Origin of the sequence: Sinorhizobium prairiense, assembly GCF_029201645.2 — a bacterium.
GTDB lineage: Bacteria > Pseudomonadota > Alphaproteobacteria > Rhizobiales > Rhizobiaceae > Sinorhizobium > Sinorhizobium meliloti_A.
Genome location: NZ_CP104133.1, coordinates 301,236 through 326,133, shown reverse-complemented (window position 1 = coordinate 326,133; position 24,898 = coordinate 301,236). Strand labels below are relative to the sequence as shown.

The 24,898-nt window shown below is 63.2% G+C and carries 21 protein-coding genes and 1 pseudogene; 16 read left to right on the top strand and 6 right to left on the bottom strand.

Annotated elements, in window-relative coordinates; translation table 11 throughout:
- The first annotated feature begins 27 nt into the window (after window positions 1–27).
- The 5 genes from N0Q91_RS24900 to N0Q91_RS24880 are packed head-to-tail and all read left to right on the top strand — an operon-like array spanning window position 28 to window position 4,867.
- Window positions 28–1,356, top strand: coding sequence for an ABC transporter substrate-binding protein (locus N0Q91_RS24900; RefSeq protein WP_275599416.1), 1,329 nt, complete (start codon window positions 28–30; stop codon window positions 1,354–1,356).
- Window positions 1,357–1,413: 57 nt separating this feature from the next.
- Entirely contained in the window at window positions 1,414–2,274 is an 861-nt protein-coding gene (locus N0Q91_RS24895; protein WP_275599415.1) for a carbohydrate ABC transporter permease, read from the top strand.
- Window positions 2,271–3,113, top strand: a complete 843-nt coding sequence (locus N0Q91_RS24890; protein ID WP_275599414.1) for a carbohydrate ABC transporter permease — start codon at window positions 2,271–2,273, stop codon at window positions 3,111–3,113. Before N0Q91_RS24895 ends, N0Q91_RS24890 begins: the two co-directional genes overlap by 4 nt.
- 4 nt (window positions 3,114–3,117) lie before the next feature.
- Window positions 3,118–4,167: a glycerol dehydrogenase gene (locus N0Q91_RS24885; protein ID WP_275599413.1), complete on the top strand. Its 1,050-nt coding sequence runs from the start codon at window positions 3,118–3,120 to the stop codon at window positions 4,165–4,167.
- A 1-nt stretch (window position 4,168) separates the two neighbouring features.
- Window positions 4,169–4,867 carry an SDR family NAD(P)-dependent oxidoreductase gene (locus tag N0Q91_RS24880; RefSeq protein WP_345774945.1) on the top strand — a complete coding sequence of 233 codons (699 nt, stop codon included), beginning with the start codon at window positions 4,169–4,171 and terminating at the stop codon, window positions 4,865–4,867.
- A gap of 73 nt (window positions 4,868–4,940) precedes the next feature.
- Here the strand turns inward: N0Q91_RS24880 and N0Q91_RS24875 are convergent, their stop codons facing one another.
- Together N0Q91_RS24875 and N0Q91_RS24870 are read right to left on the bottom strand one after the other, a co-directional pair.
- Entirely contained in the window at window positions 4,941–6,203 is a 1,263-nt protein-coding gene (locus tag N0Q91_RS24875) for a DUF2254 domain-containing protein (protein WP_275599412.1), read from the bottom strand.
- A 219-nt stretch (window positions 6,204–6,422) separates the two neighbouring features.
- On the bottom strand, window positions 6,423–6,980 hold the full coding sequence (locus N0Q91_RS24870) for a DNA-3-methyladenine glycosylase (protein ID WP_275599411.1): 558 nt from the start codon (window positions 6,978–6,980) through the stop codon (window positions 6,423–6,425).
- 210 nt (window positions 6,981–7,190) lie between these two features.
- Here N0Q91_RS24870 and N0Q91_RS24865 point away from each other — a divergent pair, with 210 nt between their 5' ends.
- Together N0Q91_RS24865 and N0Q91_RS24860 are read left to right on the top strand one after the other, a co-directional pair.
- A complete protein-coding gene (locus N0Q91_RS24865; protein WP_275599410.1) occupies window positions 7,191–7,742 on the top strand; it encodes a methylated-DNA--[protein]-cysteine S-methyltransferase in 552 nt (183 codons plus the stop codon).
- 1 nt (window position 7,743) lies between these two features.
- A complete protein-coding gene (locus N0Q91_RS24860; RefSeq protein ID WP_275599409.1) occupies window positions 7,744–9,009 on the top strand; it encodes an adenylate/guanylate cyclase domain-containing protein in 1,266 nt (421 codons plus the stop codon).
- A gap of 51 nt (window positions 9,010–9,060) precedes the next feature.
- On the opposite strand, the gene N0Q91_RS24855 is transcribed toward N0Q91_RS24860, so the two are convergent.
- From N0Q91_RS24855 to glgA, 3 genes and pseudogenes are all read right to left on the bottom strand, one after another.
- Complete coding sequence (locus tag N0Q91_RS24855; RefSeq protein ID WP_275599408.1) at window positions 9,061–9,837, bottom strand: ABC transporter substrate-binding protein; 777 nt, start codon at window positions 9,835–9,837, stop codon at window positions 9,061–9,063.
- 133 nt (window positions 9,838–9,970) lie between these two features.
- On the bottom strand, window positions 9,971–10,882 hold the full coding sequence (locus N0Q91_RS24850; protein WP_026168730.1) for a DMT family transporter: 912 nt from the start codon (window positions 10,880–10,882) through the stop codon (window positions 9,971–9,973).
- Window positions 10,883–11,195: 313 nt separating this feature from the next.
- Window positions 11,196–12,655: pseudogene (gene glgA, locus N0Q91_RS24845) on the bottom strand (glycogen synthase GlgA).
- Between the two features lie 322 nt (window positions 12,656–12,977).
- Here glgA and N0Q91_RS24840 point away from each other — a divergent pair.
- A complete protein-coding gene (locus N0Q91_RS24840) occupies window positions 12,978–13,439 on the top strand; it encodes a YbhB/YbcL family Raf kinase inhibitor-like protein (RefSeq protein WP_275599407.1) in 462 nt (153 codons plus the stop codon).
- Window positions 13,440–13,490: 51 nt separating this feature from the next.
- Here the strand turns inward: N0Q91_RS24840 and N0Q91_RS24835 are convergent, their stop codons facing one another.
- Window positions 13,491–15,086, bottom strand: coding sequence for a winged helix-turn-helix domain-containing tetratricopeptide repeat protein (locus N0Q91_RS24835; protein ID WP_018096219.1), 1,596 nt, complete (start codon window positions 15,084–15,086; stop codon window positions 13,491–13,493).
- A gap of 255 nt (window positions 15,087–15,341) precedes the next feature.
- Between N0Q91_RS24835 and N0Q91_RS24830 the strand changes: the two genes are divergently transcribed.
- From N0Q91_RS24830 to N0Q91_RS24795, 8 genes are all read left to right on the top strand, one after another.
- On the top strand, window positions 15,342–16,094 hold the full coding sequence (locus N0Q91_RS24830) for an SDR family oxidoreductase (RefSeq protein ID WP_275599406.1): 753 nt from the start codon (window positions 15,342–15,344) through the stop codon (window positions 16,092–16,094).
- A 76-nt stretch (window positions 16,095–16,170) separates the two neighbouring features.
- Window positions 16,171–16,584: a cupin domain-containing protein gene (locus N0Q91_RS24825; RefSeq protein ID WP_275599405.1), complete on the top strand. Its 414-nt coding sequence runs from the start codon at window positions 16,171–16,173 to the stop codon at window positions 16,582–16,584.
- An 87-nt stretch (window positions 16,585–16,671) separates the two neighbouring features.
- On the top strand, window positions 16,672–17,769 hold the full coding sequence (locus N0Q91_RS24820; protein ID WP_275599404.1) for an HlyD family secretion protein: 1,098 nt from the start codon (window positions 16,672–16,674) through the stop codon (window positions 17,767–17,769).
- Window positions 17,766–19,418, top strand: a complete 1,653-nt coding sequence (locus tag N0Q91_RS24815; RefSeq protein ID WP_275599403.1) for an MFS transporter — start codon at window positions 17,766–17,768, stop codon at window positions 19,416–19,418. Before N0Q91_RS24820 ends, N0Q91_RS24815 begins: the two co-directional genes overlap by 4 nt.
- Before the next feature lie 151 nt (window positions 19,419–19,569).
- Window positions 19,570–21,264, top strand: a complete 1,695-nt coding sequence (locus N0Q91_RS24810; protein ID WP_275599402.1) for a M20/M25/M40 family metallo-hydrolase — start codon at window positions 19,570–19,572, stop codon at window positions 21,262–21,264.
- 260 nt (window positions 21,265–21,524) lie between these two features.
- Window positions 21,525–22,331, top strand: a complete 807-nt coding sequence (locus N0Q91_RS24805; protein WP_275599401.1) for a glucose 1-dehydrogenase — start codon at window positions 21,525–21,527, stop codon at window positions 22,329–22,331.
- Between the two features lie 181 nt (window positions 22,332–22,512).
- Window positions 22,513–23,760 carry an ABC transporter substrate-binding protein gene (locus N0Q91_RS24800; protein WP_275599400.1) on the top strand — a complete coding sequence of 416 codons (1,248 nt, stop codon included), beginning with the start codon at window positions 22,513–22,515 and terminating at the stop codon, window positions 23,758–23,760.
- Window positions 23,761–23,859: 99 nt separating this feature from the next.
- Entirely contained in the window at window positions 23,860–24,888 is a 1,029-nt protein-coding gene (locus tag N0Q91_RS24795; RefSeq protein WP_275599399.1) for a carbohydrate ABC transporter permease, read from the top strand.
- The last annotated feature ends 10 nt before the right edge of the window (window positions 24,889–24,898 follow it).

Here is a 24,898-nt window from a genome sequence, read left to right as displayed (position 1 = left end):
AAACGACGGATCACGGGAGGAGAAGACATGGCATACGAAAAAACGAAAGGTGGCGTCTGGACCCGGCGGGAGGCCCTCATGGGGGCAGGCGCTCTCGGCATGGGCCTTGCAGTTTCGGGGTTGGCGGCGCCTGCGCTGCGGGCGCAGGAAAAACGCCCCATCCGCTTCCTGAACTGCGAGACAGGCAAGGATACGCTCGCCTTTTTCGCCAAGATGGCCAAGGAGTATCAGGAAAAGGCCGGCCTCGAGGTCATCGTGGACTCGGTGCCGCTCGACGAGGCATTCACCAAGATCACCAACGGCATCCGCTCCGGAACGCCCTATGACGTAGCCAATGTCGGCTTCATCGGCCAGGTTCTTCTGCTGGCCGAACAGGAGCAGATCGTGCCGCTGAACGAGCTTACCGATGAGTTCAAATGGGGCAACAACATCCTCTTTCCCATCGATGGCAAGGTCTATTGGTATCCCTTCGACTACAACCTCGCGCTCGTCTATTATCGCAAGGATCTCTATGAGGCAAAAGGCCTCTCAGTGCCGAAAACGTGGGATGCCTTTGCCGGAAACTGCGAGGCGCTGGTCGAGGGTCGTCAGAAGGGATGCCTCTTCCCGATCGGCTCCAACGGCGCGGCCAATTGGATGTCCTTCGCCTTCCTGTGGGCGGAAGGCGTCAAGCTCTTCGACGACCAGTGGAACGTCATCATCGACAATGACGAGATGAAGCCGAAGGCCGCTGCCTATCTCGACTTCATGGCCCGGCTCTATGCGACCATGCCGCGGGGTGCGCTTCAGGCCGGCTATTCGGACGTGCTTTCGAACCTCGTTGCCGGCACCGTTGCCCATGGCGCCTATGCGGGCCGCGTTTACGAGGCGGCGGCGCGGGACAATCCCGAAATGGGCGCACGTCTCGGTATCATGCCCTACATGGACAGGGCCGGAAAGCAGACTGCCGTCAGCCACGGCTATGACGGATGGGTCGTGCTGAAGACCGACAACACCGGCAATGCCATGGAGTTCATGCGCTGGCTGACCACGGACCGCCTGGTCGACTTTCTGCACACCGCCCCCGTGCACTTCCAGCCGGCGCGCCTCGACATCTATGATGACGAACGTTGGCGCGACAATGCGCTGATCGAGCAGTTCGGCGCAGAGATCGACCAGATGCGCAACCTGATCACCGACGGATCTGTCGTCCTGACCTCGATCGACACGCAGGGACCAGCGCCGGACGTCAGGCCGGGCAAGGTGTTCGAGGCCTTCGTGATGCCGGAAATGCTGCAAAACAAGATTTTGCGCGGGATGGATTCAAACGAAGCCGTGGGTCTGGCCGCAGCCAAGATGCGTGACGTGACCGAGTGACGGGACGGCCAGGGGAGGGAACGCCTCCCCTGGCCTCGTTTCCACAGGAGTTTTCGAATGACTCGCTGGCTGCTGCCCGGCTTTCTCGGCGTCGGGGTCCTTGCGACCCTGTTGCTGATCGTCGGCCCCGCGCTCTACGCGGTATCTCTCAGCTTCTACGACATGCCATCGCTGACGGCGGACCCTGTCTGGGTCGGCTTGTCAAAATATTCTGAGGTTCTGGCGAGTGCCGAGTTCTGGAACGCGCTGTGGAACGGCATCGTCTATGCCGGGCTGGCGATTGTGCTGCAGGTTGTGCTCGGCATCGGTTTCGCGCTGCTGCTTAACCAGAATTTCATCGGCCGCTCGCTGCTGCGGGGGCTCGCCTTCCTGCCTTACCTGTTGCCGACGGTCGTCGCCGTGCTGGTATTCAAGTGGATGGTGGACGGCTCGCTCGGTATCGTCACCATTCTGATGGACGATTGGGGTTTGCCCCCGATCTACTGGTTCGAAACGGAAACGGCCTCGATGGTTTCCGTCATTCTGATATCGGTCTGGCTGTGGACGCCCTTCGTCACCACGACTTTCCTCGCCGGTCTGCAGACGGTGCCGAGCCAGCTCTATGAGGCCGCTCGCGTTGACGGCGCGGGGCCGATCCGGCGCTTCCTCCACGTCACGCTGCCGTCGCTGCGGCCGATCCTGACGGTCATCATCCTGCTTCGCGGCGTTTGGATGTTCAACAAGTTCGATGTCGTCTGGCTGACGACGGGCGGCGGGCCGCTGGGGGGCACGGAGCATCTGCCGGTTCTGTCCTACCGGGAAGCCTTTGCGCTTTACGATATCGGAAGCGGGGCGGCCATCGCGACGCTCTCCTTCTTGGTTCTCATGGTCGCCGTGGCGATCTATTTCCGCGTATTTCCGATGGAGGAAGGCAAATGAGCGGGCAACTCCGAAGCCGGCGGATCGCCGGCCGCGCAGGGCTCTATTTCGCGGCGATTGTTCTCGCCGTCTACAGCGCCTTTCCGATCTACTGGATGATCGTCTCTTCCCTGAGGCCGACACAGGAAATGCTGATGAATCCGTCGCTCATGCCCGAGCGCTGGACGCTGGAATACTATACCAGCCTGCTGGCGCAAACCGACTATCCGCGGCAGTTCCTGAACAGCCTGGTCGTGGCCGTCGCTACGGTCGCGCTGACCATGGTCCTTTCGGTGATGATCGCCTATGGCGTCACGCGTCAGCGCATTCGCGGCAAGCAGATGATCATCGCCGGGATGCTTTATGCCTATATGTTCCCGCCGCTGCTGCTTGCCATCCCGCTCTATGCGATGTTCTCTCTGATCGGGCTCAACGACACGCTGCTTTCTCTGATCATTTCGCATCTGACGATCACCATGCCGCTCGGCGTCTGGTTCCTCTGGGGCTTCTTCAAGACCATGCCCTTCGAACTGGAGGAGGCCGCTATGGTCGACGGCTGCACCCGGCTCGGTGCATTTCTGCGGGTGGTGTTACCGCTATCGGTGCCCGGTCTCGTAACGGTCGCGATCTTCGCCTTTCTGCTCTCTTGGACGGACTATACCTTCGCTCTCGTCATGATCGGCTCGGATACCAACAAGACTGTGCCGCTGGGCCTCGCCTCAATGATCGGTGCCTTCGACCTGCGCTGGGGCGACGTGATGGCGGGCTCTACATTGATCGCCCTGCCTCTTTTCGCCGCTTTCCTTGCGCTGTCGCGCTACTTTGTCCAGGGTCTGACGGCCGGCGCAGTGAAAGGGTGATGTCATGACGATGCGTATTCTGGGCGCGCCGCTGCGTTATGTGCAGGGGCCCGGTGCCATCGACCGGTTGGCAGAGGAGGTATCGATCGTCGGCGTTGGTCCGGCGGCCGTGGTGATCGATCCGGTCGCCCGCAGTCTTCTTGGCGAGCGCATTACCCGCCAACTGCCTGACGCGCGCGTCATGGAGTTTGGCGGCGAATGCACCGCGACGGAAATAGCCGCGTGCGCCAGGGAGGCCGGCGACGCTCGGCTCCTCATAGGCATAGGTGGAGGCAAGGCGATCGACACGGCCAAGGGCGCTGCGATCGAACGCGGCGTGCCGGTCGCCATCGTGCCGACCATCGCCTCCAACGACAGTCCGACCAGCCATATCGCCGTCGTTTACACGCCGGAGCACGCGGTCGAGGGCGTGCGTCATATGAAGACGAATCCCGCGCTGGTACTGGTCGATACCGCGGTCATCGCGGCGGCGCCGCGCCGATTTCTTGCCGCCGGTATCGGCGATGCGATGTCGAAGCCCTATGAGTTGGCGGGCGCGCTTGCCGGCGGCGGACTCAACTTCTTTTCCGGTCGGCCGACCGAACTCACCCAGGCCATCGTCGCACGCGCCCGGGAAATCCTCCTGGCGGATGGCGAGGCGGCTATGGCGGCAGGCGCGCCCGACGATGCCTTCGAGCGCGTGGTCGAGGCGACGGTCCTGCTGAGCGGCCTCGCCTTCGAAAACGGCGGGCTCTCGATCGCCCACGCCATGGTGCGCGGTCTATCCATCATCCCGGCACTATCCGGTCTGCTGCATGGCGAAATGGTAGCGCTCGGAACGCTCACTCAGCTTGCTGCCGGGCAGGGCAGCGCGGAGGAGATCCGCGTGCTTGCCGCCTTCTTCCGCCGCCTCGGCCTGCCCACCTCCTTTGCGGCCTTCGGCATCGCGGCGCAGGAGGATTTCGAGCGTATGGCCGAGGTGGCGCTCGGCGCACCCTATGCCCCCAACTATTACCGCAAACTCGGGGTCGTCGATCTGGTGCGCGCGATGCGGTCCCTCGATGAAAGGAGATGATATGGGAGAGATGAGGAACGTGGTGGTTACAGGAGGGGGTACGGGCATCGGGCTTGCCACGACGCAGGTGCTCGCCGAACGCGGATGGCAGGTGACGGCCGCGGGGCTGGAGCAGGAAGACGGGTTTCCGCAGACGGCCCGTTTCATTGAATGCGACGTCACCGACGCCGCCTCCCTTGCTCGCGTCTTCGAAGGCTCGGAATCCCTCGGCGGGCTCGTGACTTGCGCAGGAACCATTCAGTACGGCAAGGAATGGGACGCAGCGGTTTTCGAGAAAGTAATGGCAGTGAACGTCACCGGAGTCCTTTCCTCTTGCACCGCGGCCCGCGACGCGCTCCAGCGTGGCGGCGGCTCGGTCGTCAACGTCGCCTCGATGTGGAGCTGGTTCGGCAATCCCGTCGCACCCGGCTACGGCACCAGCAAGGGCGCGGTCGCGGCGCTGACGCGTTCGCTGGCCGTGGCCTGGGGCGCGAGCGGAATCCGCGTCAATGCGGTTGCGCCCGGCTGGGTAGAGACACGCATTTCGGAGGGAGCGCGGAGGGATGCTGCGCGCCGCGCTCGGATCGATGCGCGCATTCCCTTGGGGCGCTGGGCTGCCACGGCCGAGATAGCCCGGGTGGTGGCGTTCCTTCTCTCCGAAGACGCCTCCTATGTTCACGGCGCCATCGTGCCGGTCGACGGCGGCTATCTGGCGGCCTGAACACATGCAGCCGTGTCAAAGCGGCCTTGTGCGCCCGATATGACGCGTGGCGCTACGGGTGAATGCGTTTCATTCAGCCATTCCCGACCTTGTCAGCCTCCCGCCTCAGCCTCTGCAGATCGCTGGCAATGCCAAGTGCCGCTTCCGCTCGCTCGAGCGCTTCTTTCGAATGCCGCATGGCTGCATAGCGAAACCGGTCCTGGTTGAACTTGGCGAGCGTGCCGAACGCTTTCTGGAGGCGGACTCCTATTTCGACGATAGCAGCGCCGTCCCGCGCGATCGGCGTGAACAGATCGTCGAACACTTCGTCGAGCTCGATCGCCGGCACGTAGACCTTTGGATAGAGCACCTCGTCCTGCAATGCCTTCTCCACGGGCTCGGTCCAGACGGCCAACACGCGCAACGCACGGCTGATGACGTCGATTGCGGTCCCGGGGTCGTTGACGGCCGGCGACAGGGCGCGCGACGCTATTTCAGCCAGCACCGCCGCTCCGAACCTCGGATCCTGATCGAACGAACGCGTATCTCCCACCGAGAAGCACCTGGCGATCTCGGCAAGGACATGCTCGTCCTGTGCGCCGTCGACGGAAGCGACGGGCCGGTTTGGATCGACAAGCTGGCCGGGTATCAATCGGACGAATATGCAGGTCTTCCTATCGCTCGCGATGGCGGAAAGCCCGCTTACGTCGAGATGCTGGATGTAACCGATCCTGTCGATAAAGACCGGCGTGGCGGATGCGGGGATGCGTGCGGCATCGTCCAACCGGTTTCCGCCGAGGTAAGGTCGTAGCCGCCGCGATCGCATTGCCTCGATCGTGACCGCCTCGACCTGTTCCGTCGTCTCGGTAACGCGTCCGAGGCGCGAGAGATGATCGATCCAGCGCAGCAGCGTCACGATGATCAGGACGATGACGCCGATCGTCACCACGAACAGAATAAGGCGGCCCTGGTCGCCGTAGGCGCCGGTGCTGAGAGCGATGATGCCGACGAGGCTGAACAGAAACGACCCGATGAAGGTCGCGAGCACGTTCTGTGTCGTGCTGTCTTCCATGAGAAGCTTCGTTGCCCGTGGCGTAACGCTATTGGTTGCCGCCGAGTAGGCCGATACCATCGTGCTTAGCGAAAATGTCGAGACCGTCAGCATGCTGGAAGCGATGATCCCCAGCACGTTGTCGACTGCGTGTGCTCCTATTCGGTTCGGAAGGTCTCGCGGAATGAACGGGCCAAGGAAAATTGCGATGAGTGCGGTTATAATCGCAAGAATGGAGAAAAGCGTGGCTCGAAACCAGATCCGCCGCGTGATCTGCGAAAACAACCATGTCCATCGTGATGTCATCAAACTCGTCCACTTACGATCAGCTCTGATCGAACCGTCGATACATTTGTCCTTTAATCTATCCGATCGGAGGACAACGACATGCAGAAGATCAAAGTGCTACAGCGATATTTCGCGTCCGATAAGGCGCGCCGGGGTGTAGCTTAAGGACAGAAGCGGGTCTCCGTGTCAACTTGAACGGGAACCGGGGAACGGCTTCACCGGACCGGCGAAGCTGCTTCAGAATTTGCGGCTCACGAAGGATGAGCCGGCCAGCCCGAACCGCCAGGGCTGTTCTGCCGCCTTGGTTATGCCGACGCGGATGCCGGTGGCGACCGGCGGCTTCGTGGAGGGCGGGGTGAGGCGGAACGGATCCTCTCCGAGCGGCATTCCGTCCAGCTCCCGGCTGATCGCCAGCGCCTGTCCGACACGTCCCGGCCCGGAACACAGCAGCCTCTCTTCGCGGACGCCACGTCTCGCCCGCATCGTTTCTATGCCCCATTTCGGTTCGATCGCGCGGATCAGGACGGCGCTGCCGGGCAGGCAGACGAAATTTAGGCACCAGTGCAGGCCGTAGGAGAGATAGATGTAGGCATGCGCCGGCGGACCGAACATGGCGCGATTGCGCGCCGTGGTGCCCGCAAAACTGTGTGACGCCGCGTCGTCTGGAAGATAGGCCTCCGTTTCGACGATAATGCCGCCGACACCGGAAACGGTGAAAGCGGCGCCGATCAACTCAGCCGCCACCTGGACTGCGCTGCGCGCGAAGAAATCGACATCTGAGGTCAAGCGATGCACCGGTCGGTTCGAGTTATTCGCATCCTCGCAAGAGATCCGGCGAGCGCCAAGGCACGAATGACGAAAATCAGATGGTCTTTTTTAGCCGCCCCCTAGGGAAAACGGGTTGAATTGAAGGCCCGGGCGCACGATTCTCCATGAAGGAATTCGAAGCGCTACAGCGACCCGGCGTGCTCAATCGGCCATGCCGTGCTGGAGGAGAGCGAACTCATGAGCCACTACCATATTTTCGAAACCGTGCGCGGTTTCTGCGGCATCGCCTGGAGCGATGCGGGCATCACGCGCTTCCAGCTGCCGACGCGAAGCGCCGAATCCACCGAGCGACTGCTTCTGCGGCGTTTGCCGGACGGAGCCCCGCAAGAGCCACCGCCGAGGGTTGCCGAAGCGGTTGCGGCGGTGAAGGCCTATTTCGAGGGAAGGGAGACCGATTTTTCCCGCTTCGATCTCGATCTGCAGGGACAGGACGCCTTCTTCGAGAAGGTCTATCAGGCCGCGCGAAAGATCCCGTGGGGAAGCACGACGACCTACGGCGCGCTTGCAAAGGAGCTCGGCGCAGGCCCGGAGGCGGCCCGGGATGTCGGCCAGGCGATGGCGAAGAATCCCGTGGCACTGATCATCCCGTGCCATCGGGTTCTCGCGGCCGGCGGCAAGATCGGCGGCTTCTCGGCGCCGGGCGGTTCATCCACGAAGCTCGGAATGCTCGAAATGGAAGGCGTCAAGGTCGCTCCGCCGGAGCCCGCGCAGCAATCCCTGGGGTTTTGAAATGGCCATCACGAATCCGAGCGAGGCGAACGTCGCGGTTCAGTCTCCGACGGAGCCACACCCGCCTTTGCCAGGCGAAAGCGAGGGAACATGGCCGGCGCGGCGGCGCCGGATCATCGACTGGCTCGTCATCGAGACGCGCGATGAACGCTTCATCGACAACATCTTCGTGGAGATGTGCGATAGGCTGGTGGAGGCGGGCGTGCCCGTCGCCCGCGCCACGCTTCATTTCAGAATTCACCACCCGCAGTGGATCGGTGCACGGATTCTGTGGCGAAAGGGCCTGGCGGATGCGGAGCTCGATACCTATGCCTATGGCGTCGAGGACACCACCCAATATCTGAGCAGCCCCTTGCGCGATTTCAACGAGGGGGCGGAAGAGGTGCGCAGACGCCTTGATGACCCGATGGCCGCGGGTCCGGATTACCCGCTCTATGATGAACTGCGCGCGGAGGGACTGACCGAATACATCATCTGGCCGCTGCTCCATACGCTCGGCAAGCGGCACGCGGTGACCTTTGCGAGCGACAGGCCGGGCGGATTTAGCCCCGATGATCTCGCCTTCCTGAAGGACATTCTGCCGGCCCTGGCGCTTGTCAGCGAGATCCGGCTGAAAAACCGCTTCGCCCGCACGCTTCTCGAGACCTATGTCGGGCCGCATGCGAGCGAGCAGATCCTTGCCGGAGCGACCACGCGGGGCAGCGGCGTGACGGTGGGTGCCGCGATCCTCATCTGCGATCTGCGCGACTTCACGAAGCTGTCGGACCTGTGGCCCCGCGACGACGTCATCGAACTCCTCAACGGCTATTTCGATGCCATGTCGGAACCGATCGAACGGCACGGCGGGGAGATCCTGAAATTCATGGGCGACGGGCTTTTGGCGATCTTTCCGCTCAGCAATCCATGTGCCTGCAGTCAGCTTCTCGGAGCCATCGGCGAGGCGCAGGCCGCTCTTGCCGTTCTCAACGAGGAGAACCTGCGCAAGGGCCACGATCCGCTCGGCTACGGCATCGGCGTTCATGTCGGCGATGTGATGTATGGCAATATCGGTTCGCGCAGGCGTCTCGATTTCACGGTGATCGGACCGGCGGTCAACATCGCCTCGCGGCTCGAAACCCTTACGAAGGAGCTGAAGCGTCCGGTGCTGCTCTCAAGAGCCTTCGTCGAAAAGGCAGGCTGTAGAGGCCAGATGGAAAATCTGGGTTCCTATGTCTTGCGGGGGCTCGACGAGCCGGTCGATGTGTTCGCGTTTTCGGGGAAAAAATAGATTCTGCCTCTCATCCGGCCTGCCGGCAGGCCGGATGAGAGGCATGCGCCGTCACTTCATCGTATAGACGTCGATGGTGAAATACTTGTCGTTGATTTTCTTGTAGGTCCCGTCGGCGCGGATCTCGTCAAGTGCCTTGTTCAGCCTCTCGCGCAGCTCATTGTCCTCCTGACGGACAGCAATGCCGACGCCGTCGCCGACGAATTTTTTGTCGGTGATCGGCTCGCCGATAAGCTCGCAGCAACCCTTGCCGTCGTCGTTCTTGGTGACCCAATCGAGCAGCGGCAGCATGTCGCCGACCTGCAGGTCGAGCCTGCCGTTGACCATGTCGAGATTGGCTTCGTCCTGGGTGGGATAGAGCTTGATCTCGGCATCCGGGTAGACGGCGGCGATATAGTCGGCCTGGGTCGTGCCGGCCTGGGCGCCGATCACCTTGCCCTTCAGCGCCTCGTTGCTGAAGTTGGTGATGCCGGCACCCTTCGGTGCCGCATGCGTCATCGCGGCGAGGTAATAGGGATTGCTGAAAGCCACCTGCTTCTTGCGCTCCTCGGTGATGAACATCGAGGCGATGATCATATCGTACTTCTTGGCAAGCAGGCCCGGAATGATGCCGTCCCAATCCTGGGCGACGACTTCGCACTCGACCTTCATGCGCTCGCAGAGCGCGAGGCCGATTTCCACGTCGAAACCGCCGATCTTACCGCTGGAATCGACGAAGTTGAAGGGCGGATAGGCGCCCTCGGTTCCGATCTTCAGCTTCTCCGCAGCAACGGCGGAAGAAGACAGTGCAGTGCCGGCGAGTGCCAGTGCCAGAATGAGCTTTCGCATGTTCGTTCCCCTCGGTTGCGCCTTTGTTCGGCGCTTCCAAAGAACTTTAGGGACAGATGTTACATAAGCGAAATCGATAGGCGCGATAATCGATATTCTTCGCGTTGATGCGGGCGGGGAACGGTGGCGGGACTCAGCCCTTCAGCCGCCCCTGCCTTTTCAGCTGCTGTTCGCGGAAGAAAATGAAGAGGCCCGAAGCGACGATGAGGGCGGCGCCGATCACCATCGACAGCCGCGGCGTGTCGCCGAAGATCAGCCAGCCGAAGAAGATTGCCCAGAAGAGCAGCGTGTACTGCAGCGGGGCGACCGTTGCGGCGTCGGCGAGCTTCAGCGCCCGGTTGACGAGCACATGGGCGATCATCGCGACGGCGCCCAGCAGGCAGATGAGCGCGGTGTCGACCGGTTTGAGAGGTGTCCAGTCGAAGGGTGCCCAGACGAGGCCGGCGACAGCGGCGCCGACGATCTGCCAGAAGGCAAGCGTCGTATCCGGAGTGCCGCGCAGCGACCGCCCGGAAATCATCATGAAGGCGAAGGTCATGCTGCCGAGAATCGAAATGACGGCCGGCAGCGTGAAGGCCTGTGACGACGGTTCGAGCGCGACGACGACGCCGACAAAGCCGATGCCGATCGCCGTCCAGCGCCGCCAGCCGACAGGTTCCTTCAGCACCAGCGGCGAAACGGCCGCGACATAGATCGGCGCCGCCAGCCAATAGGTCATGACGTCGGCCAGCGGCAGGTAGACGACAGCGAAATAGAACGCGACCACCTCGGCCGTCGAGGCGACGACGCGGGCAAACTGAAGGCCGGGCCGCTCGAGGGTAAAGAGCTTTCTCGGGCCGCTCACCCACAGAAAGGGCGCCAGCAGAAGGGCAGCGGCGATGCTGCGGATCAGCACCACCTGCCCGACCGAGTAGGTGGCGACGAGCCACTTGCCCATGACGTCGTTCACCGAGAACATCAACATGCCGAGGAGCATGACGACCACGCCGGCGCGGGCGGCGCCGTTTTCACGGGAAAGGTTGCCGGGGACGCTGTCGACGGCCATGGGTGCGAATTCCTTCAGAGCGGGACCGCGTTTTCCGCGGAACATTGCGGACAGGAGCTCGGGCTTCAGCGAATCCGGCGTTCTGGCCTGCCGCAGCCATTCGCATATTCGGGCGGCGCAATCCATGCCGCACTGCTTATCAATTCATCACCTTTGCGAATGATAGCATTCCGCGAAATTGCGGATTGCGGGAAAGGCGGGGCACGCGCCCGGTATCGCGCTGGCGCATTTCCGCTTTCCTCCGAATGCTCAGCCCTTTGCTTTCGAAGCTCCGGACGGAAAACCGCTGCGCAGTTTTCCTGGAGTTTCCAGGTCAGGCGCTGCCGACCAGACGCATGTCGGGATTGAGGAGTTCGCTGTAAAGCTCCGCATAGCGGGCCGCACTGCGATGCCACGAGCAGTCGGTTTTCATGCCTTGCCGGCGAAGTCCCTCCCAGACGCGTCGCAGCCGGTAGAGCCGGAAGGTGCGGCGCAGTGCATGGCGTAGCCCGTCCTCGTCGATGGGCGCAAACTGGATGCCCGTCGCGACATGGGCATGGAGCGCGGCATCGTTGGCATCGATGATGGTCTCCGACAGGCCGCCCGTGCGGGCGACGACCGGAACGCAGCCGTAGCGCAGAGCGTAAAGCTGCGTGAGGCCGCAGGGCTCGAACCGGGACGGAACGAGCATCGCATCCGCGCCGGCATGGATCCTGTGGGCAAGCTGCTCGTCATAACCGATGCTTACGCTTATGTTTTGCGGGTACCGTCGCATGAGATCCATGAATGCGGCCTCCAGCTTCTCCTCGCCTTGCCCATGGATGATCAGGGTGCCGCCATTCTTGACAATCTCGCCGGCGGTCGCGGCGAGCATATCCATGCCCTTCTGCCATGTCAGTCGGTTGACGCTGGCGAAGACCGGCCCGCAGGTGTTCGGCAGGCCGAAATGCCGGAGCAACACCTGCCGGTTGGGCAGGCGGCGCAGCGGCACGCGTGCCGAATAGTGATGCTCGATGCAGGGATCCGAGGTTGGATCCCACACTTCCAGGTCTATGCCGTTGACGATGCCCACGACATCCGCATGCCGCTCGTTCATCACGCCTTCGAGCCCCATGCCGAAGGCCGGAGACATGATTTCCCGCGCATAGGTGGGGCTGACGACCGTGATCGCATCGGCTGCCTGCAGGCCGCCCTTGAGGAACCCGATATCGCCGTAATATTCGACGCCGTCGATCGAATAGGCGTCCGCCGGCAGGCCGAGCTCGGGGAAGTAGTGGGCCGGGAATTGCCCTTGGAACGCGAGGTTGTGCACGGTCAGGACGCGAGGAATGATGTCGTCGCCTGCGTATTTCAGATAGACGAGGCTCATCGCCGCGTGCCAGTCATGTGCGTGAATGATATGCGGCCGCCAGTTGGGAACGAGCCCGCCCGCGATTTGCGATGCGACCAGCGAAAAGGCGGCGAAGCGCTTCCAGTTGTCCGCATATTCCCGGCCATGCCTGTCCACGTAGAGAGCGCCTTCCCGGTCATAGAAGGCCGGCGCATCGAGCACGAAGAGATCCAGCCCCTGAGCCCTGGCCGCGATAAGGGTGGCGCGTTCGCCGAACAGGTTTTCGAACGCGGCGACGGGGGTCGCGTTGCTGAGCGCGCGCATGACGCCGGGGTAGCCCGGAACGAAGCTGCGCGTGTGGATGCCGTGAGCCCTGAGTGCTTTGGGAGCGATCCCGCTACATCTGCCAGGCCGCCGGTCTTGACGAGCGGAAAAATTTCGGCCGTGACAGACAGTATCTGCATCGCTCATGTTCCGGGAAACGTGTTGACTGCAACCGGCCCACTCGCCGCCGATGTGCCCTCCATCAACACAATCACGAGCATCAAAGTTCCGGTCGTCCGGCGAAATTTTATCCGCTTTATGGGGCGCCGTCCGCGCGGCCCGGATTTGCGGCGCCTGCCGCCTTCGGGAACACAAGTCGCGGCTCTTGGTTCTCCTATTCGCGCGAGGAGGCGCCGATGGGCAATGCCCCGCGCTCTCGTTTCCGTAGCCGCCGCGCCGTGCGTCCCGCCGGACCTGCAAAGATTGCTGCGGCATTTGCTTGTACATGGAAGGAGGCAACTGATGACCTTCAGTCTGATCAGTCCCGTATTCGCCGACGGCCAGCCGATACCGCAGAAATACACCCGTTTCGGCGAGAACCTGTTTCCCCCGCTGAAATGGACGGGCACGCCCGAGGGAACTGAGAGTTTCGCGTTGATCGTGGAGGATCCGGATGCGGTGAGCGGTTTGTTCCGCCATTGCGGAATTATCAACATTCCCGGCAATTGGACCGAGCTTCCGCAGGCCGTCGACACCGGCCCCGAACGTGGGATCAAGTTCATGAAGAACGATTTCGGTAACGCCCGTTACGACGGGCCGCAGCCGCCTTCCGGAACAGGCGTGCACCGTTACCGGTTCAGGCTCGCCGCCCTCGACGCGGCCAATCTTTCGATCCCCGACGACGTGGGCGCGGCGGAAGCCTGGGAGAGGGCCCGCAAACATCTCGTTGGAGAAGCGGAGATCGTCGGCACATACGAAGGCTAGATGTAAGCACTTCCAGAAACGGGGTGTCCAGCGGCTTTCCGCCGCATCCGGTCACTCGGGCAACCCGGCCAGCCGCAGTCCGTCCGCGAAGCGCGCGAGATCCTCCGGGCGATGGATCGGCAGCCAGTCCTGGAGGTCGGAAAGGCGCAGCGACGGGTCGAGCCGGCGCAGGCGCTGCATCGCCCGTTGCGCTTCCTCCGTGCGTCCGGCAAGGGCATGGCTCGCCGCCACCAGGGCGACCGCGACCAGCAGGCTGGGCAGGTTCCCCAGCGCCCTTTCCGCCCAGACCAGAGCGGAATCGAAACGGCCGGCGAAGAAATGCGCGAGTGCCGTTCCGGCCTGCATCCGGAACATTTCCTGGTCCAACGGGCTCAGACGGGCTGCGTGCTCGATATGCTCGATCGCACTCTCCGGTTCACCGCGGAAAACGCGCAGGAAGCCGCCTAGAAACCAGGCGGGGGCGAAATTGGGATTGAGCAGCCGTGCCCTGTCGATGAGCGCGATGCCGCCGTCCAGGTCTCCGACGAGATGTCCGAGCGCGTGCCCGCTTCTCGTCAGCGCTACGGCATCGTCCCGGCCGAGTTCGACCGCCCGCCGCGCCAGGCGCGCTCCCTCGGCTATTTCCTCGCCCCGATCGACCATCCAGCCATTCAATTTGCGCCAGAAGTAACACCAGGCTGCCCCGGCATAGGCAGACGCAAATTCCTGATCGAGTTCGATCGCCCGATAGAACAACGGCAGTGCGCCCTCGATTGCTTCATGGGTTCCGCTGTGCAGTTTTGCCATTCCGCGCAGATAATAGTCGTGGGCGTCGAGGCTTTCCGTCGGCTTGCGCTTGGCGCGCTCCATTTCCGCCCGCTCGACCTGCGGTGCGATAGCGCCGACGACGCTTTCCGCCATCCGGTCCTGCAGCTCGAAAATATCGTCCAGGGTGCCCTCGAAGCGCTCCGCCCAGAGGTGCGTCCCGGTCGTCGCGTCGATGAGCTGCCCGGTTATGCGCACCCTGTTTCCGGATTTGCGCACGCTGCCTTCCAGCACGTAGCGCACGCCAAGCTCCCTGCCGACGTCCTTCACCTCCACCGCCCGGCCTTTGTACCTAAAGCTCGAATTGCGCGCGATGACGAACAGCCAGCGGATGCGCGAAAGGGCGGTGATGATGTCCTCCACGATGCCGTCGGCGAAATATTCCTGCTCCGGATCGCCGCTGAGATTCTGAAAGGGCAGGACGGTGATGGAGGGTTTGTCCGGAAGGACGAGCGCGGAGGGCGTTTCTCCCGATCCGCCGGAGGCCTCTAAGGCGACGCCTGCACCGACGGGCTGTCGGACTTCTGCGATCCCGCCGACCCTGATGTCGCCGACGAAGCGGAAGCCCTTGCGGGCGACCGTCCGGATCAGGCGCTGCTCCCCGCCGGTGTCGCCCACGGCTTTGCGAACCGCATTGATGTGGCTGGTGATCGTCGATTCCGAGACGATGCGGCCGCCCCACACCGCCTGGAGCAACTCGTCCTTGCTCACGACGCGGTCGCGGGTGCCGACGAGATGCAGCAGGAGGTCGAAGACCTGCGGTCCGACGGACACGACCTCTCCGCGCCGGGTGAGTTCCCGGCGCTCCTGGTCGAGCACGTAGTCTCCAAACATGAATTGCACTTCGGCATCCCCTGGCCGATTGCCTTCGGTTCGCTATCCGGGCAACCGGCGAATAATATCTGATAGCACGCCATCGCGTAACTGGCTGCTCCGCCGGCAGCAAGGCATGCCGGTCGAGCAACCGTTCTTTGGACGAAAATTCAAGCTTCCTTGAAGGGCAATTCAAGCCCGCCACAGGGACTTCCCCGACGCGCGCAGGCACTCTTTCTTCAGACCGACGGCAATGGTTGCAGTCGAGAGAAGCGGAGACTAGCGATGAAGATCGTCGTTATCGGAGGCACCGGCCTCATCGGATCGAAACTTGTGAAGAACCTTCGCGAGCGCGGCCACGATGTGCTCGCCGCCTCCCCCAACACGGGCGTGAACACCATCACCCGCGAGGGCCTCGCGGGGGCCCTGGACGGTGCGGATGTCGTCGTCGATGTGGCGAATGCACCGGTGTGGGAGGACAAGGCCGTCCTCGAATTCTTCGAGACGTCGGGCCGCAACCTGCTGGCTGCGGAAGCTGCCGCCGGCGTCCGCCACCACATCGCCCTGTCGATCGTCGGCAGCGAACGTCTTCCCGACAACGGATATTTCCGTGCGAAGGTCGCGCAGGAAAACCTCATCAAGGCATCCGGCATTCCCTACACCATCCTGCGTGCCACGCAGTTCTTCGAGTTCGTCGGCGGCATTGCCCAGTCGGCCGCCGTCGGCGACGAGATACGCCTGTCGCCGGCGCTGATCCAGCCGATCGCCTCCGACGACGTGGTGGCAGCGCTCGCCGAGGTTGCGGTCGCACCGCCGGTCAACGGCACGCTCGAAGTCGCCGGGCCTGAGGCGATACCGCTCGATGAACTGGTCAGGCGCTTCCTGAGGCAGATCGAGGACCCGCGCAAGGTCCTGCCCGATGTCCACGCGCGCTACTTCGGCGCCGTGCTTGACGATCAATCGCTGACCCCCGGCAAGAACCCGCGCCTCGGCGCGATCCGCTTCGAGGATTGGCTCGGCCGCCAGGCCGCGGGCTGAGGCTCCCGCGAACGATCGAAAAGCCGACGCGGCACCGGGCCGCCGACACCACAAGCGCTCTCAAAGGAGAACTGAAATGTTCACGCGATTCCTCACGGCCGTTGCTCTTGCAGCGCTCTCGTTCACTGCAGCCTCGGCAGGCGACCGGCCTGCCGGCAAGGTGACCGTCGTATTCGATCACGCCCTTCCGAACGTCCCCGGCAAAAGCATGCGGGGCGTCCTTGTCGAATACGGACCGGGCGGCGGGTCGCCCGCCCACACGCATCCGAAGTCCGCCTTCATCTATGCGACGGTGCTCGAAGGTGCGATCCGCAGCAGCGTCAACGGCTCCCCGGAAAAGGTCTATCAGGCCGGCGAAAACTTCTACGAAGATCCGGGCTCCCGACATCAAGTCAGCGCGAATGCCAGCGATACCGAACCTGCACGGCTGCTGGCGGTGTTCGTTCTCGACACCGAGGAAACGGAGCTGACGACACCCCTCAAGGAGTGAACGGGAAGAGCGCTCATCAACGCTGCAGCTCTGGCGCAGACCCCTGCGCCGGGGCTGCGGCAACCGGCACCAACAGGAATTGAGAAGATGAAATCGCTCGAGGACAAGGTCGCGATCATCACCGGCGCAAGGTCCGGGAACGGTGTCGCCGTGGCGCGACCCGACAGGAAAAAGATGATCGGCCTGGCGCTGTGCCTGGGGGCGGCCGTCGTCGTGGTTGCCGGATGGGCCTGGGCCCGCGAGAGCGGAGCGGCGTCGACCGACAACGCCTATGTGCGGGGGGATGTTACTGCGCTTGCCCCAAAAGTCGCGGGCTACGTCACGGCGGTCGAAGTCGAGGACAACCAGGCGGTCCGGGCGGGTGAGGTGCTCTTCCGGATCGACGATCGGGACTACCGCGCAAAGCTTGCGCAAGCGGTGGCCAATGTCGAAGCGGCCAAGGCGCGGCTGGCCAACGTCGATGCGGAGATGGCGCTTCAGCATTCCCTGATCCGCCAGGCCGAAGCGCAGCGACGTTCGGTCGTGGCCGAGCTGAACCTGGCGACCAAGGCCTCCGACCGCCGCCGCGAGCTTATCCGCAGCAACACTATCAGCCAGGCACATGTCGACGAAAGCGACGCGGCGAAATCGAGCGCCGAGGCGAACCTGTTGGCGGCTTCCGCAACGGTGGAGGCTCAGCAGCAGCGCATCGCCGTGCTTGCCGCACAGCGCGAAGCCGCGGTTGCTGCGGTGGCGCAGGCGGAGGCCGCGCGCGATCTCGCCCAGATCGATCTCGAGAGCACCGTGGTGCGCGCGCCCGTCGGCGGCGTCATCGGCAACCGGCAGGTCCGTGTCGGCCGGCTCGTCGCGCCGGGCGCTTCGCTGCTCGACATCGTTCCGCTCGACAATGTATGGATCGTCGCAAATTTCAAGGAAACCCAGCTCGAAAATATCCGGCCCGGTCAGCGCGCCAGCATCACCATCGATGGTTACCCGAGCGGAAGGCTTGAAGGCGTGGTCGACAGTTTTGCGCCCGGCAGCGGCTCTGCCTTCAGCCTGCTGCCCGCAGACAACGCCACGGGCAACTTCGTCCGCGTCGTCCAGCGCGTTCCGGTGAAGATCCGGTTTGCCGGCAATCCGCTGTCGGGCCGCCTCGTGCCGGGCCTGTCGGCGCGCGTCGAGATCGATCTGGAGAGCGGTTCATGACCGTCGCCACCGCCACGACGGGCCGCGACACATCCGTGGCAGGGGGCCTTCTCGTCGCCGGCATAGTCCTTGCTACGCTGACCGAGGCGATCGCCAGCACCGTGCTCTCGCTCGGGCGCGGCGATATCATCGGCGACACATATGCGACGCCCGACGAGTTCGCCTGGTTGGATGTCGGCTACACCGCTTTCAAGCTTATCGGGTTCATGGCCGCCTCGTGGCTGATGAACCGCTTCGATCCGCGCAGTCTTATCGTCGGCTCGACCCTGGCAATGGGCATGGCGTGCGGCATCGCCGCCATGACGGCCCGGCTGGACCTTCTCGTCGGCCTGCGAATGATTCAGGGCTTTTCCGGCGGCACCCTGCTCGTTGGCGGCCAGGCGATCATCTTTCTCGCTTTTCCGCGGTCCCGACAGCCGGTTCTCCAGGCCCTGTTCGCGATGGGGTCCGTCGTCGCCCCCGCGACGATCGCCCCGGCGCTCCAGGGCTGGCTGCTCGATAGCCAGTCCTGGACATGGATCTTCTTCGGCATCGTTCCGCTGGCGCTGGCGGCTGCCGGGATTCTGCTGATCGCGCAAGCCCCGATGCCCGCACGAGGCGGGCGGCGGCCGTTCGACTGGATCGGCTTCTGCCTGATTTCCATTGCGCTCTTCTGCTTCACCTACGTGTTCAGCCAGGGCAGCCGGTGGGACTGGTTGGAAGAGCCCCGGATCCTGTGGCTGGCCGTGATCGGTACAGCCACGCTTCTGGCCTTTCTCGGTCAGCAGGTGCTCGCCAAAGGACAGGGCCTGTTGAACTTTACCCTGTTCGAAACGGAGGATTTCTGCTTCGCCTTCATCGTCAGTTTCGTCGCCGGCGCCGCATTGTTCGGGAGCGCGTTCCTGATCCCTTCCTTTGCCGTGGCCGTCCTTGCCTTCACGCCGACAGACGCCGGGCAGCTCCTGTTGCCGAGCGGTGCGCTCTTCATCGGCGCGCTCCTCATCGCAGCCTTTCTCATGCAGCTCCGCCGTGTTCCTCCGGTCGCCACCGTGCCCTTCGGCATCCTGATGATCATGGCGGCGATGTGGATGCTGTCCGGATCGACCAGCGAAAGCGGCGCGGGCGACATGATGGCTGCCCTCCTTTTGCGCGGTGCCGGCCTTGGCTTCCTTTTCCTGTCCATCACCCTGATCGCCTTCAGCAATCTCAACAGCCGCAATCTCGCCTCCGGCATCGGCCTCTTCAATACGGGCCGCCAGCTCGGCGGCCTCGCCGGGGTCGGCGCACTCCAGACGCTTATCGAGCACAACGTCTCCCACAACCTCGCAGTCCTCGGCGCCAGCGTCACCGCAGGAGCCCCCAGGGTCGCCGAGCGGCTGACGACCACCGCTGCCATGCTGACGGCAAAAGGGATGGACGCGGCTGCCGCAAGCCGCGGGGCGGCGAACCTCCTCGGCCGGGCCGTGGCAGGTCAGTCTACCGTGATCGCCTTCGACACCGCCTTCAGCGCGATCGCCCTCCTCTTCGTCATCGCCGCCCCCGTGCTGGTCGGCATCAAGATCGGCCTCTCGCGCTATGCGAAAGCGCGTGCTGAAAAAGGCCGCGCCGGTGTGGCGGCCAGGCCATCGGGTCACCGGACCTTTCCGACCAAGCGCGTCCCGGCATCATAAAGGTCTCGCTTTTCGAGACACCGTCAGTTACCCGTACCGTCGTGATCAGCTCGTTCAGTTCCAACGCAATCATGTCCCCCGCACCGTTGGTGAAGACCGAACGCGTGGGCTCTTTCAAAGGCACCTGTCGAACTGAAGACGGAGAATTGCAATGACGAGTGCACAAGAAGAGACTGCCTCTCGGGCTGGAAGCCGGATCGACAGCAAGCGCGTCCGGCAATTAGCTCTGCGCATGACGTCCTGGCCGAGCGAAACCGGCACGCGGGGTGAAGCATCCTTCGCGGATCGCCTCCATGGTCTTCTTGGCGAACTCCCCTATTTTCGGGCGCATCCGCAGGACCTGCGCCTCGTCGCAAGTCACGGCGAACCGCTGACCCGCAATGTCGTTGCGCTCGTTCGCGGCACGGGTAAGCGAACGCTGGTCATGGCCGGCCACTTCGACACGGTTTCGACCGACAACTATCACGAGCTCAAGGCCCTCGCATGCGACAGCCTGGCGCTCAAGGATGCACTCATCGAAAGCCTGTCGGCGCGCACCGACCGATCCGAACAGGAAGAGCGGGCCTTGGCGGATCTGGCGAGTGGCGACTTCCTCCCCGGCCGCGGTCTGCTCGACATGAAGAGCGGACTCGCCGTGGCCATCGCCTGTCTCGAACAATTCGCGGCCGACACGGACCGACAGGGCAATCTCATGCTGGTCGCCACCCCCGACGAGGAACGCGAAAGCCGGGGAATGCGATCGCTCCGGGATGCGTTGCCCGGTCTGGTCAGGGATTTCGACATCGAAATCGCCGGGGGCATCAACCTCGACGTGACCTCGGATCAGGGCGACGGCAGCGAAGGACGGGCCGTCTACGCCGGCACGATCGGCAAGCTTCTACCCTTTGCCCTGGTGATCGGCTGCAGCTCTCATGCGAGCTATCCGTTCGAAGGGGTGAGCGCACAGGCCATCGCGGCTGGGATCCTGGCACGCCTGGAAGGGAACGCCTCTCTGGCGGATCGAGACGACAACGACATCTCGCCGCCGCCGATCTGCCTTGAGGCGAAGGATCTGCGCGACGGTTACGAAGTGACGACGCCGGAGCGTTTCTGGATAGCTTTCAACTGGCTCTACCATTCGATGACGGCGGACGCACTCTTTGCGCGCTTCCGAGAGGAAGTGCTGACCGGGGCGAACGAGGCCGTCGAGAAGTTTGCGGCACAGTCGGCGGAATACGGCAAGCTCGTCGGCGGAAGTGCGGGCGCCATACCGGCCAGGCCGCGCCTCCTGTCCTTCAAGGAAGTGCGGGCGGCGGCAGCACGCGTCTTCGGGGACGGCTTTGAAGCCCTCTATGCCGAGAAGGAACGAGAATTCTCTCAGAGCGACAATCCGCTCGTCGCTACGCGGCAACTGACGGAGTGGCTGGTCGGTCTCGCGCGCCTTTCCGGCCCCGCCATCGTCATCGGCTTCTCCGGCCTGCAGTATCCGCCCAGCCATCTGCGCCTGACCGAAGGGAACGACCGCTCCCTTCATCAGGCGATCGAGAAAGCCCGTGCCGGTCTTGGCAACGATCCCGCGCGAAGCCTCGTCTGGAAGCCGCATTTCTACGGAATCTCGGACATGAGTTTCCTCGGGCTTGCCGCAAGCGGCAGCCAGGTCGTTTCGGACAACACCCCGATCGCGCGTCTGGTCGATCGGCCACCCGAGAACGCGCTGCGGTTCCCGACAGTCAATCTCGGGCCTTGGGGACGGGAGTTCCACCAGAAGTTCGAGCGCGTCCATGAACCCTATGCCTTCGGGGTTCTCCCGGATATCGTCTCCGAAATCGCCAGGACCTTCCTCGACGACCACGGTCACCGAGACTGACGCTGCACGCAGATCGGCAGGAAATCGTCAGCCAACCCTCGCGAGGATTCCCGCCGCGCGACAGCAAGCCTTTGGGAATGTTCTGCTTTCTCGCGCTCATCCCCGCCGGCCTCTGGGGCCGACCTGAGGACTTTGCCGGCCCGCCGGTCAGGAACTGTACCGCCGCCCTGTTTGCTCCTATGTTCCGGGTGGCAGCGGAGCCAAAGCTGCGCCATGCCCCCCGTGCCGAGAGTGGCACGCCCGCCCAAGGAGCCCGATACATGATAGATGGTGCCTCAAACGCCGCGCCGCGGATAAACGGCCTTCCCGCGCTTTTCGATCTGAGCGGCCGGATCGCCCTTATTACCGGATCGAGCGGCGGGCTCGGCCTCACCATGGCGCGCGCTCTTTGCGAGGCGGGGGCGTCAGTCATCCTCAACGGTCGCGACGAGGCGCGCCTTGCCGGTGCACGGGCGGAACTCGAAGAGCGCGGCTTCACCGTGGGAGCCTCGGCCTTCGACGTCACCAAGTCGGCCGAGATCGGCCAAGCGGTGGCCGATATTCTCGCCGAGCGAGGCCGTATCGACATTCTGGTCAACAATGCCGGAATACAGCACCGCACGCCGCTTCACGAATTCCCGGAAGACGCCTTCAGGCGCGTCATCGAAACCAATTTGACGAGTGCCTTTCTCGTCGGCCAGGCGGTCGTTCAGGGGATGATCGAACGCCGCGAGGGGACGATAATCAATATCTGTTCGGTGCAGAGCGAACTCGCGCGTCCCTCGATCGCGCCCTATGCTGCGTCTAAAGGCGGGCTGAAAATGCTGACCAAAGGCATGGCGCTCGACTGGGGCCGCTACGGCATCCGCGTCAACGGGCTTGCCCCGGGCTACTTCAAGACGGAACTGAACAGTGCGCTGGTTTCGGACGAGAAGTTCTCGACATGGCTCGAGCAGAGAACGCCGCTTGGCCGCTGGGGCGATACCGTCGAGCTGGCAGGGGCCGCCGTATTCCTGGCATCGGCCGCATCGAGCTTCGTCACCGGTCACATCCTCTACGTCGACGGTGGCATCACCAGCTGCCTTTGAAACGCGCATTTTTGCAGCGAGCAGCGTGCTTCCAGCCATATCCCACAGCATTTTTGCATACGCCTGCAAAATAGCTTGCATACGTATGCAGAATACATATGATGCACTAAACGACGCCGAGGATGTTGGGAGCAGACGCGGCGCCTGGAACGAAAACGCCGTCAAGAAAGAAGGTGGGAACATGAGAAAACCGGCATTATTCGCGTCAACCGCTGCCATCATTCTGGCAGGCCTTGGCACAGTTCAGCCTGCCAGGGCGGAATGCGGCATAGAGAAAGGCACGGTGCGCATTCTTTCGAACGACTTCGAGGCGCTGCGTCTTGTCGCGTCGGAGGCCGAGAAATGCGCCTCTGCGACCGTGAAGGTCAGCAAGAACCAGACGAGCGAGCACAAGAACCTGCAGGTGCCCGCGCTGACGACGAATCCGGCGCAATACACCGTCGCCGTCATCGCCAACAACTCGATCGTTCCACTGTTGAATGAGGGTCTTCTGCGCCCGCTGGACGACCTCGTCGCCAAATACGGCCAGGATCTCCAGCCGACCCAGCTTATCAAGCTCGACGGCAAGATCATGGCGGTCGCCTTCATGGGCAACTCCCAGCATCTCTTCTTCCGCAAGGACATTCTGGAAAAGGCGGGGCTTCAACAGCCGAAGTCCTACGAGGATATTCTCGCGGCGGCCAAGGCGATCAAGGATAAGGGTCTCATGGACTATCCGCTCGCCGCCTCCAACAAGGCCGGCTGGGACCTCGCCGCCGAATTCGTCAACATGTATCTCGGTTACGGCGGGGAGCTCTTCGAAGCGGGTTCGGCAGCCCCGACCATCAACAACGAAAAGGGCCTCGCCACGCTGAAGACCATGAAGGCGATGACCGAGTACATGAACCCCGACTTCATGACCTACAATGCCGACGAGATCGTCAAGGGCTATGCGGCCGGAAAGACGGCAATCATCAACGGTTGGGGGTCGCTTGCCGGCGGCGTGATCGACCCGGCAAAGACCCCGGCGGAGATTGCCGACAACACGGTTCTCGCCGCCGCGCCTACCGTTGGAGGCGGCTCGACCCCTGCGGCAGCGCTCTGGTGGGACGGCTTCTCCATCGCCAAGAACATCTCCGACGAGGATGCAGAAGCATCCTTCCGTGCCATGGTCTACGGCGTCCGACCGGAGGTCGGTCAGAAGCATCCGGCTCTTGCGACCTGGTTGACTAAGGGATACGAGCCCGGCCCCAATGCGGTCGGCGTGCTTGCAACGGCAAATGGCGGCGCGAAGCCCTATCCGATGCTGCCCTATATGGGCCTGCTGCACTCGGCTCTCGGTTCCGAACTGGCGGAGTTCATGCAGGGACGCGAAAGCGCCGAGGAGGCGCTGAAGGATGTAGAGGCATCCTACAGCGCGGCCGCCAGAGAGGGCGGATTCCTCAAATAACGCACACGGAGCGCCGCTTCGCGCGCGCTCCGTGGCCAGTCGGAATGTCCCGCCTCGTGGGACGAGATGCAACACGCAAAATGAGCAAGGAGAGGGCGCATGCCTCACAAGGCTTTCTTTGCCTTCATCATGCCGTCGCTGCTGGCGATGCTGCTCTTCATCGCCTTGCCGATCGTCTCGGTCGCGGTGCAGTCGCTCTACGTCCAGCACGAGCGGGTCGTGACCGAAGTCGAGACCTGCGCTCCCTTCGCCGGCTGCACCACGGAAACGCGCGTGGACGCCGAGGCGACCGAAAAGCTGCGCCATGCCGAGCCGCTCGGCCGCTTCAACGGCTTCGGCACCTATCTCGACCGCAATCACTTGGCCACCGCCGAAATCGGCGCGATCCTGTCAGACAATGCGGGCTTCGCCGATATCGCTTCGCGCATCTACAACCTGCCTTTTTACAGGGCACTCGCCTTCACCCTGACCTACACCTTCGTGGTCACGCCGCTGGCCATGCTGCTCGGCTTCTGCATCGCGCTCGGGGTGAACGCCATTCCGCCGTTCTACAAGGGGCCGGTCATCTTCTTCTCGCTGCTACCCATGATCGTGACTCCGCTCGTCGGCGCGCTGATCCTTTACTGGATGTCGTCGCCGCAGGGCATCCTCGGCGCGACGCTGCAATCGTTGCTGAACGATCCGACATTGTCTCTGAAATCCTCGGCGGTCCTGACCTGGGCCACCCTTCTCGTCTACGGCATCTGGCACAATGCACCGTTCTCTTTCGTCGTCTTCTATGCCGGCCTGCAAACCGTGCCGCACGATACGCTCGAATCCGCGATGATCGACGGCGCCAACCGGTGGGAGCGCATCCGTTTCGTCGTCATTCCACATCTGATGCCGCTCGCCACCTTCGTCGCGCTGGTGCAGCTAATGGACAATTTCCGCGTCTTCGAACCGATCGTCGGCTTCAGCGCCGAGGCAAATGCGACCTCGCTCTCGTGGTCGATCTTCAACGACCTGCGCGGCCAAGTCGATCAGCTCTTCGGCTCGGCCGCGGCCACCTCGATGCTGACCATAATCGGCGTCGTGATCCTGCTATCGCCGGTGCTCGTGCGCACCCGGCGCGAATTCAACCGTCGATGAGGTGCAGCAG

Bases quoted from the DNA above. Each gene is read 5' to 3' on its own strand.
- N0Q91_RS24795 (WP_275599399.1), top strand. From the start codon at position 23,860: ATGCCTCACAAGGCTTTCTTTGCCTTCATCATGCCGTCGCTGCTGGCG.
- N0Q91_RS24830 (WP_275599406.1), top strand. From the start codon at position 15,342: ATGAAGATCGTCGTTATCGGAGGCACCGGCCTCATCGGATCGAAACTT.
- N0Q91_RS24800 (WP_275599400.1), top strand. From the start codon at position 22,513: ATGAGAAAACCGGCATTATTCGCGTCAACCGCTGCCATCATTCTGGCA.
- N0Q91_RS24850 (WP_026168730.1), bottom strand. From the start codon at position 10,882: ATGGCCGTCGACAGCGTCCCCGGCAACCTTTCCCGTGAAAACGGCGCC.
- N0Q91_RS24865 (WP_275599410.1), top strand. From the start codon at position 7,191: ATGAGCCACTACCATATTTTCGAAACCGTGCGCGGTTTCTGCGGCATC.
- N0Q91_RS24860 (WP_275599409.1), top strand. From the start codon at position 7,744: ATGGCCATCACGAATCCGAGCGAGGCGAACGTCGCGGTTCAGTCTCCG.
- N0Q91_RS24820 (WP_275599404.1), top strand. From the start codon at position 16,672: ATGAAATCGCTCGAGGACAAGGTCGCGATCATCACCGGCGCAAGGTCC.
- N0Q91_RS24815 (WP_275599403.1), top strand. From the start codon at position 17,766: ATGACCGTCGCCACCGCCACGACGGGCCGCGACACATCCGTGGCAGGG.
- N0Q91_RS24880 (WP_345774945.1), top strand. From the start codon at position 4,169: ATGGGAGAGATGAGGAACGTGGTGGTTACAGGAGGGGGTACGGGCATC.
- N0Q91_RS24855 (WP_275599408.1), bottom strand. From the start codon at position 9,837: ATGCGAAAGCTCATTCTGGCACTGGCACTCGCCGGCACTGCACTGTCT.
- N0Q91_RS24885 (WP_275599413.1), top strand. From the start codon at position 3,118: ATGACGATGCGTATTCTGGGCGCGCCGCTGCGTTATGTGCAGGGGCCC.
- N0Q91_RS24890 (WP_275599414.1), top strand. From the start codon at position 2,271: ATGAGCGGGCAACTCCGAAGCCGGCGGATCGCCGGCCGCGCAGGGCTC.
- N0Q91_RS24805 (WP_275599401.1), top strand. From the start codon at position 21,525: ATGATAGATGGTGCCTCAAACGCCGCGCCGCGGATAAACGGCCTTCCC.
- N0Q91_RS24825 (WP_275599405.1), top strand. From the start codon at position 16,171: ATGTTCACGCGATTCCTCACGGCCGTTGCTCTTGCAGCGCTCTCGTTC.
- N0Q91_RS24900 (WP_275599416.1), top strand. From the start codon at position 28: ATGGCATACGAAAAAACGAAAGGTGGCGTCTGGACCCGGCGGGAGGCC.
- N0Q91_RS24895 (WP_275599415.1), top strand. From the start codon at position 1,414: ATGACTCGCTGGCTGCTGCCCGGCTTTCTCGGCGTCGGGGTCCTTGCG.
- N0Q91_RS24810 (WP_275599402.1), top strand. From the start codon at position 19,570: ATGACGAGTGCACAAGAAGAGACTGCCTCTCGGGCTGGAAGCCGGATC.
- N0Q91_RS24840 (WP_275599407.1), top strand. From the start codon at position 12,978: ATGACCTTCAGTCTGATCAGTCCCGTATTCGCCGACGGCCAGCCGATA.
- N0Q91_RS24875 (WP_275599412.1), bottom strand. From the start codon at position 6,203: ATGACATCACGATGGACATGGTTGTTTTCGCAGATCACGCGGCGGATC.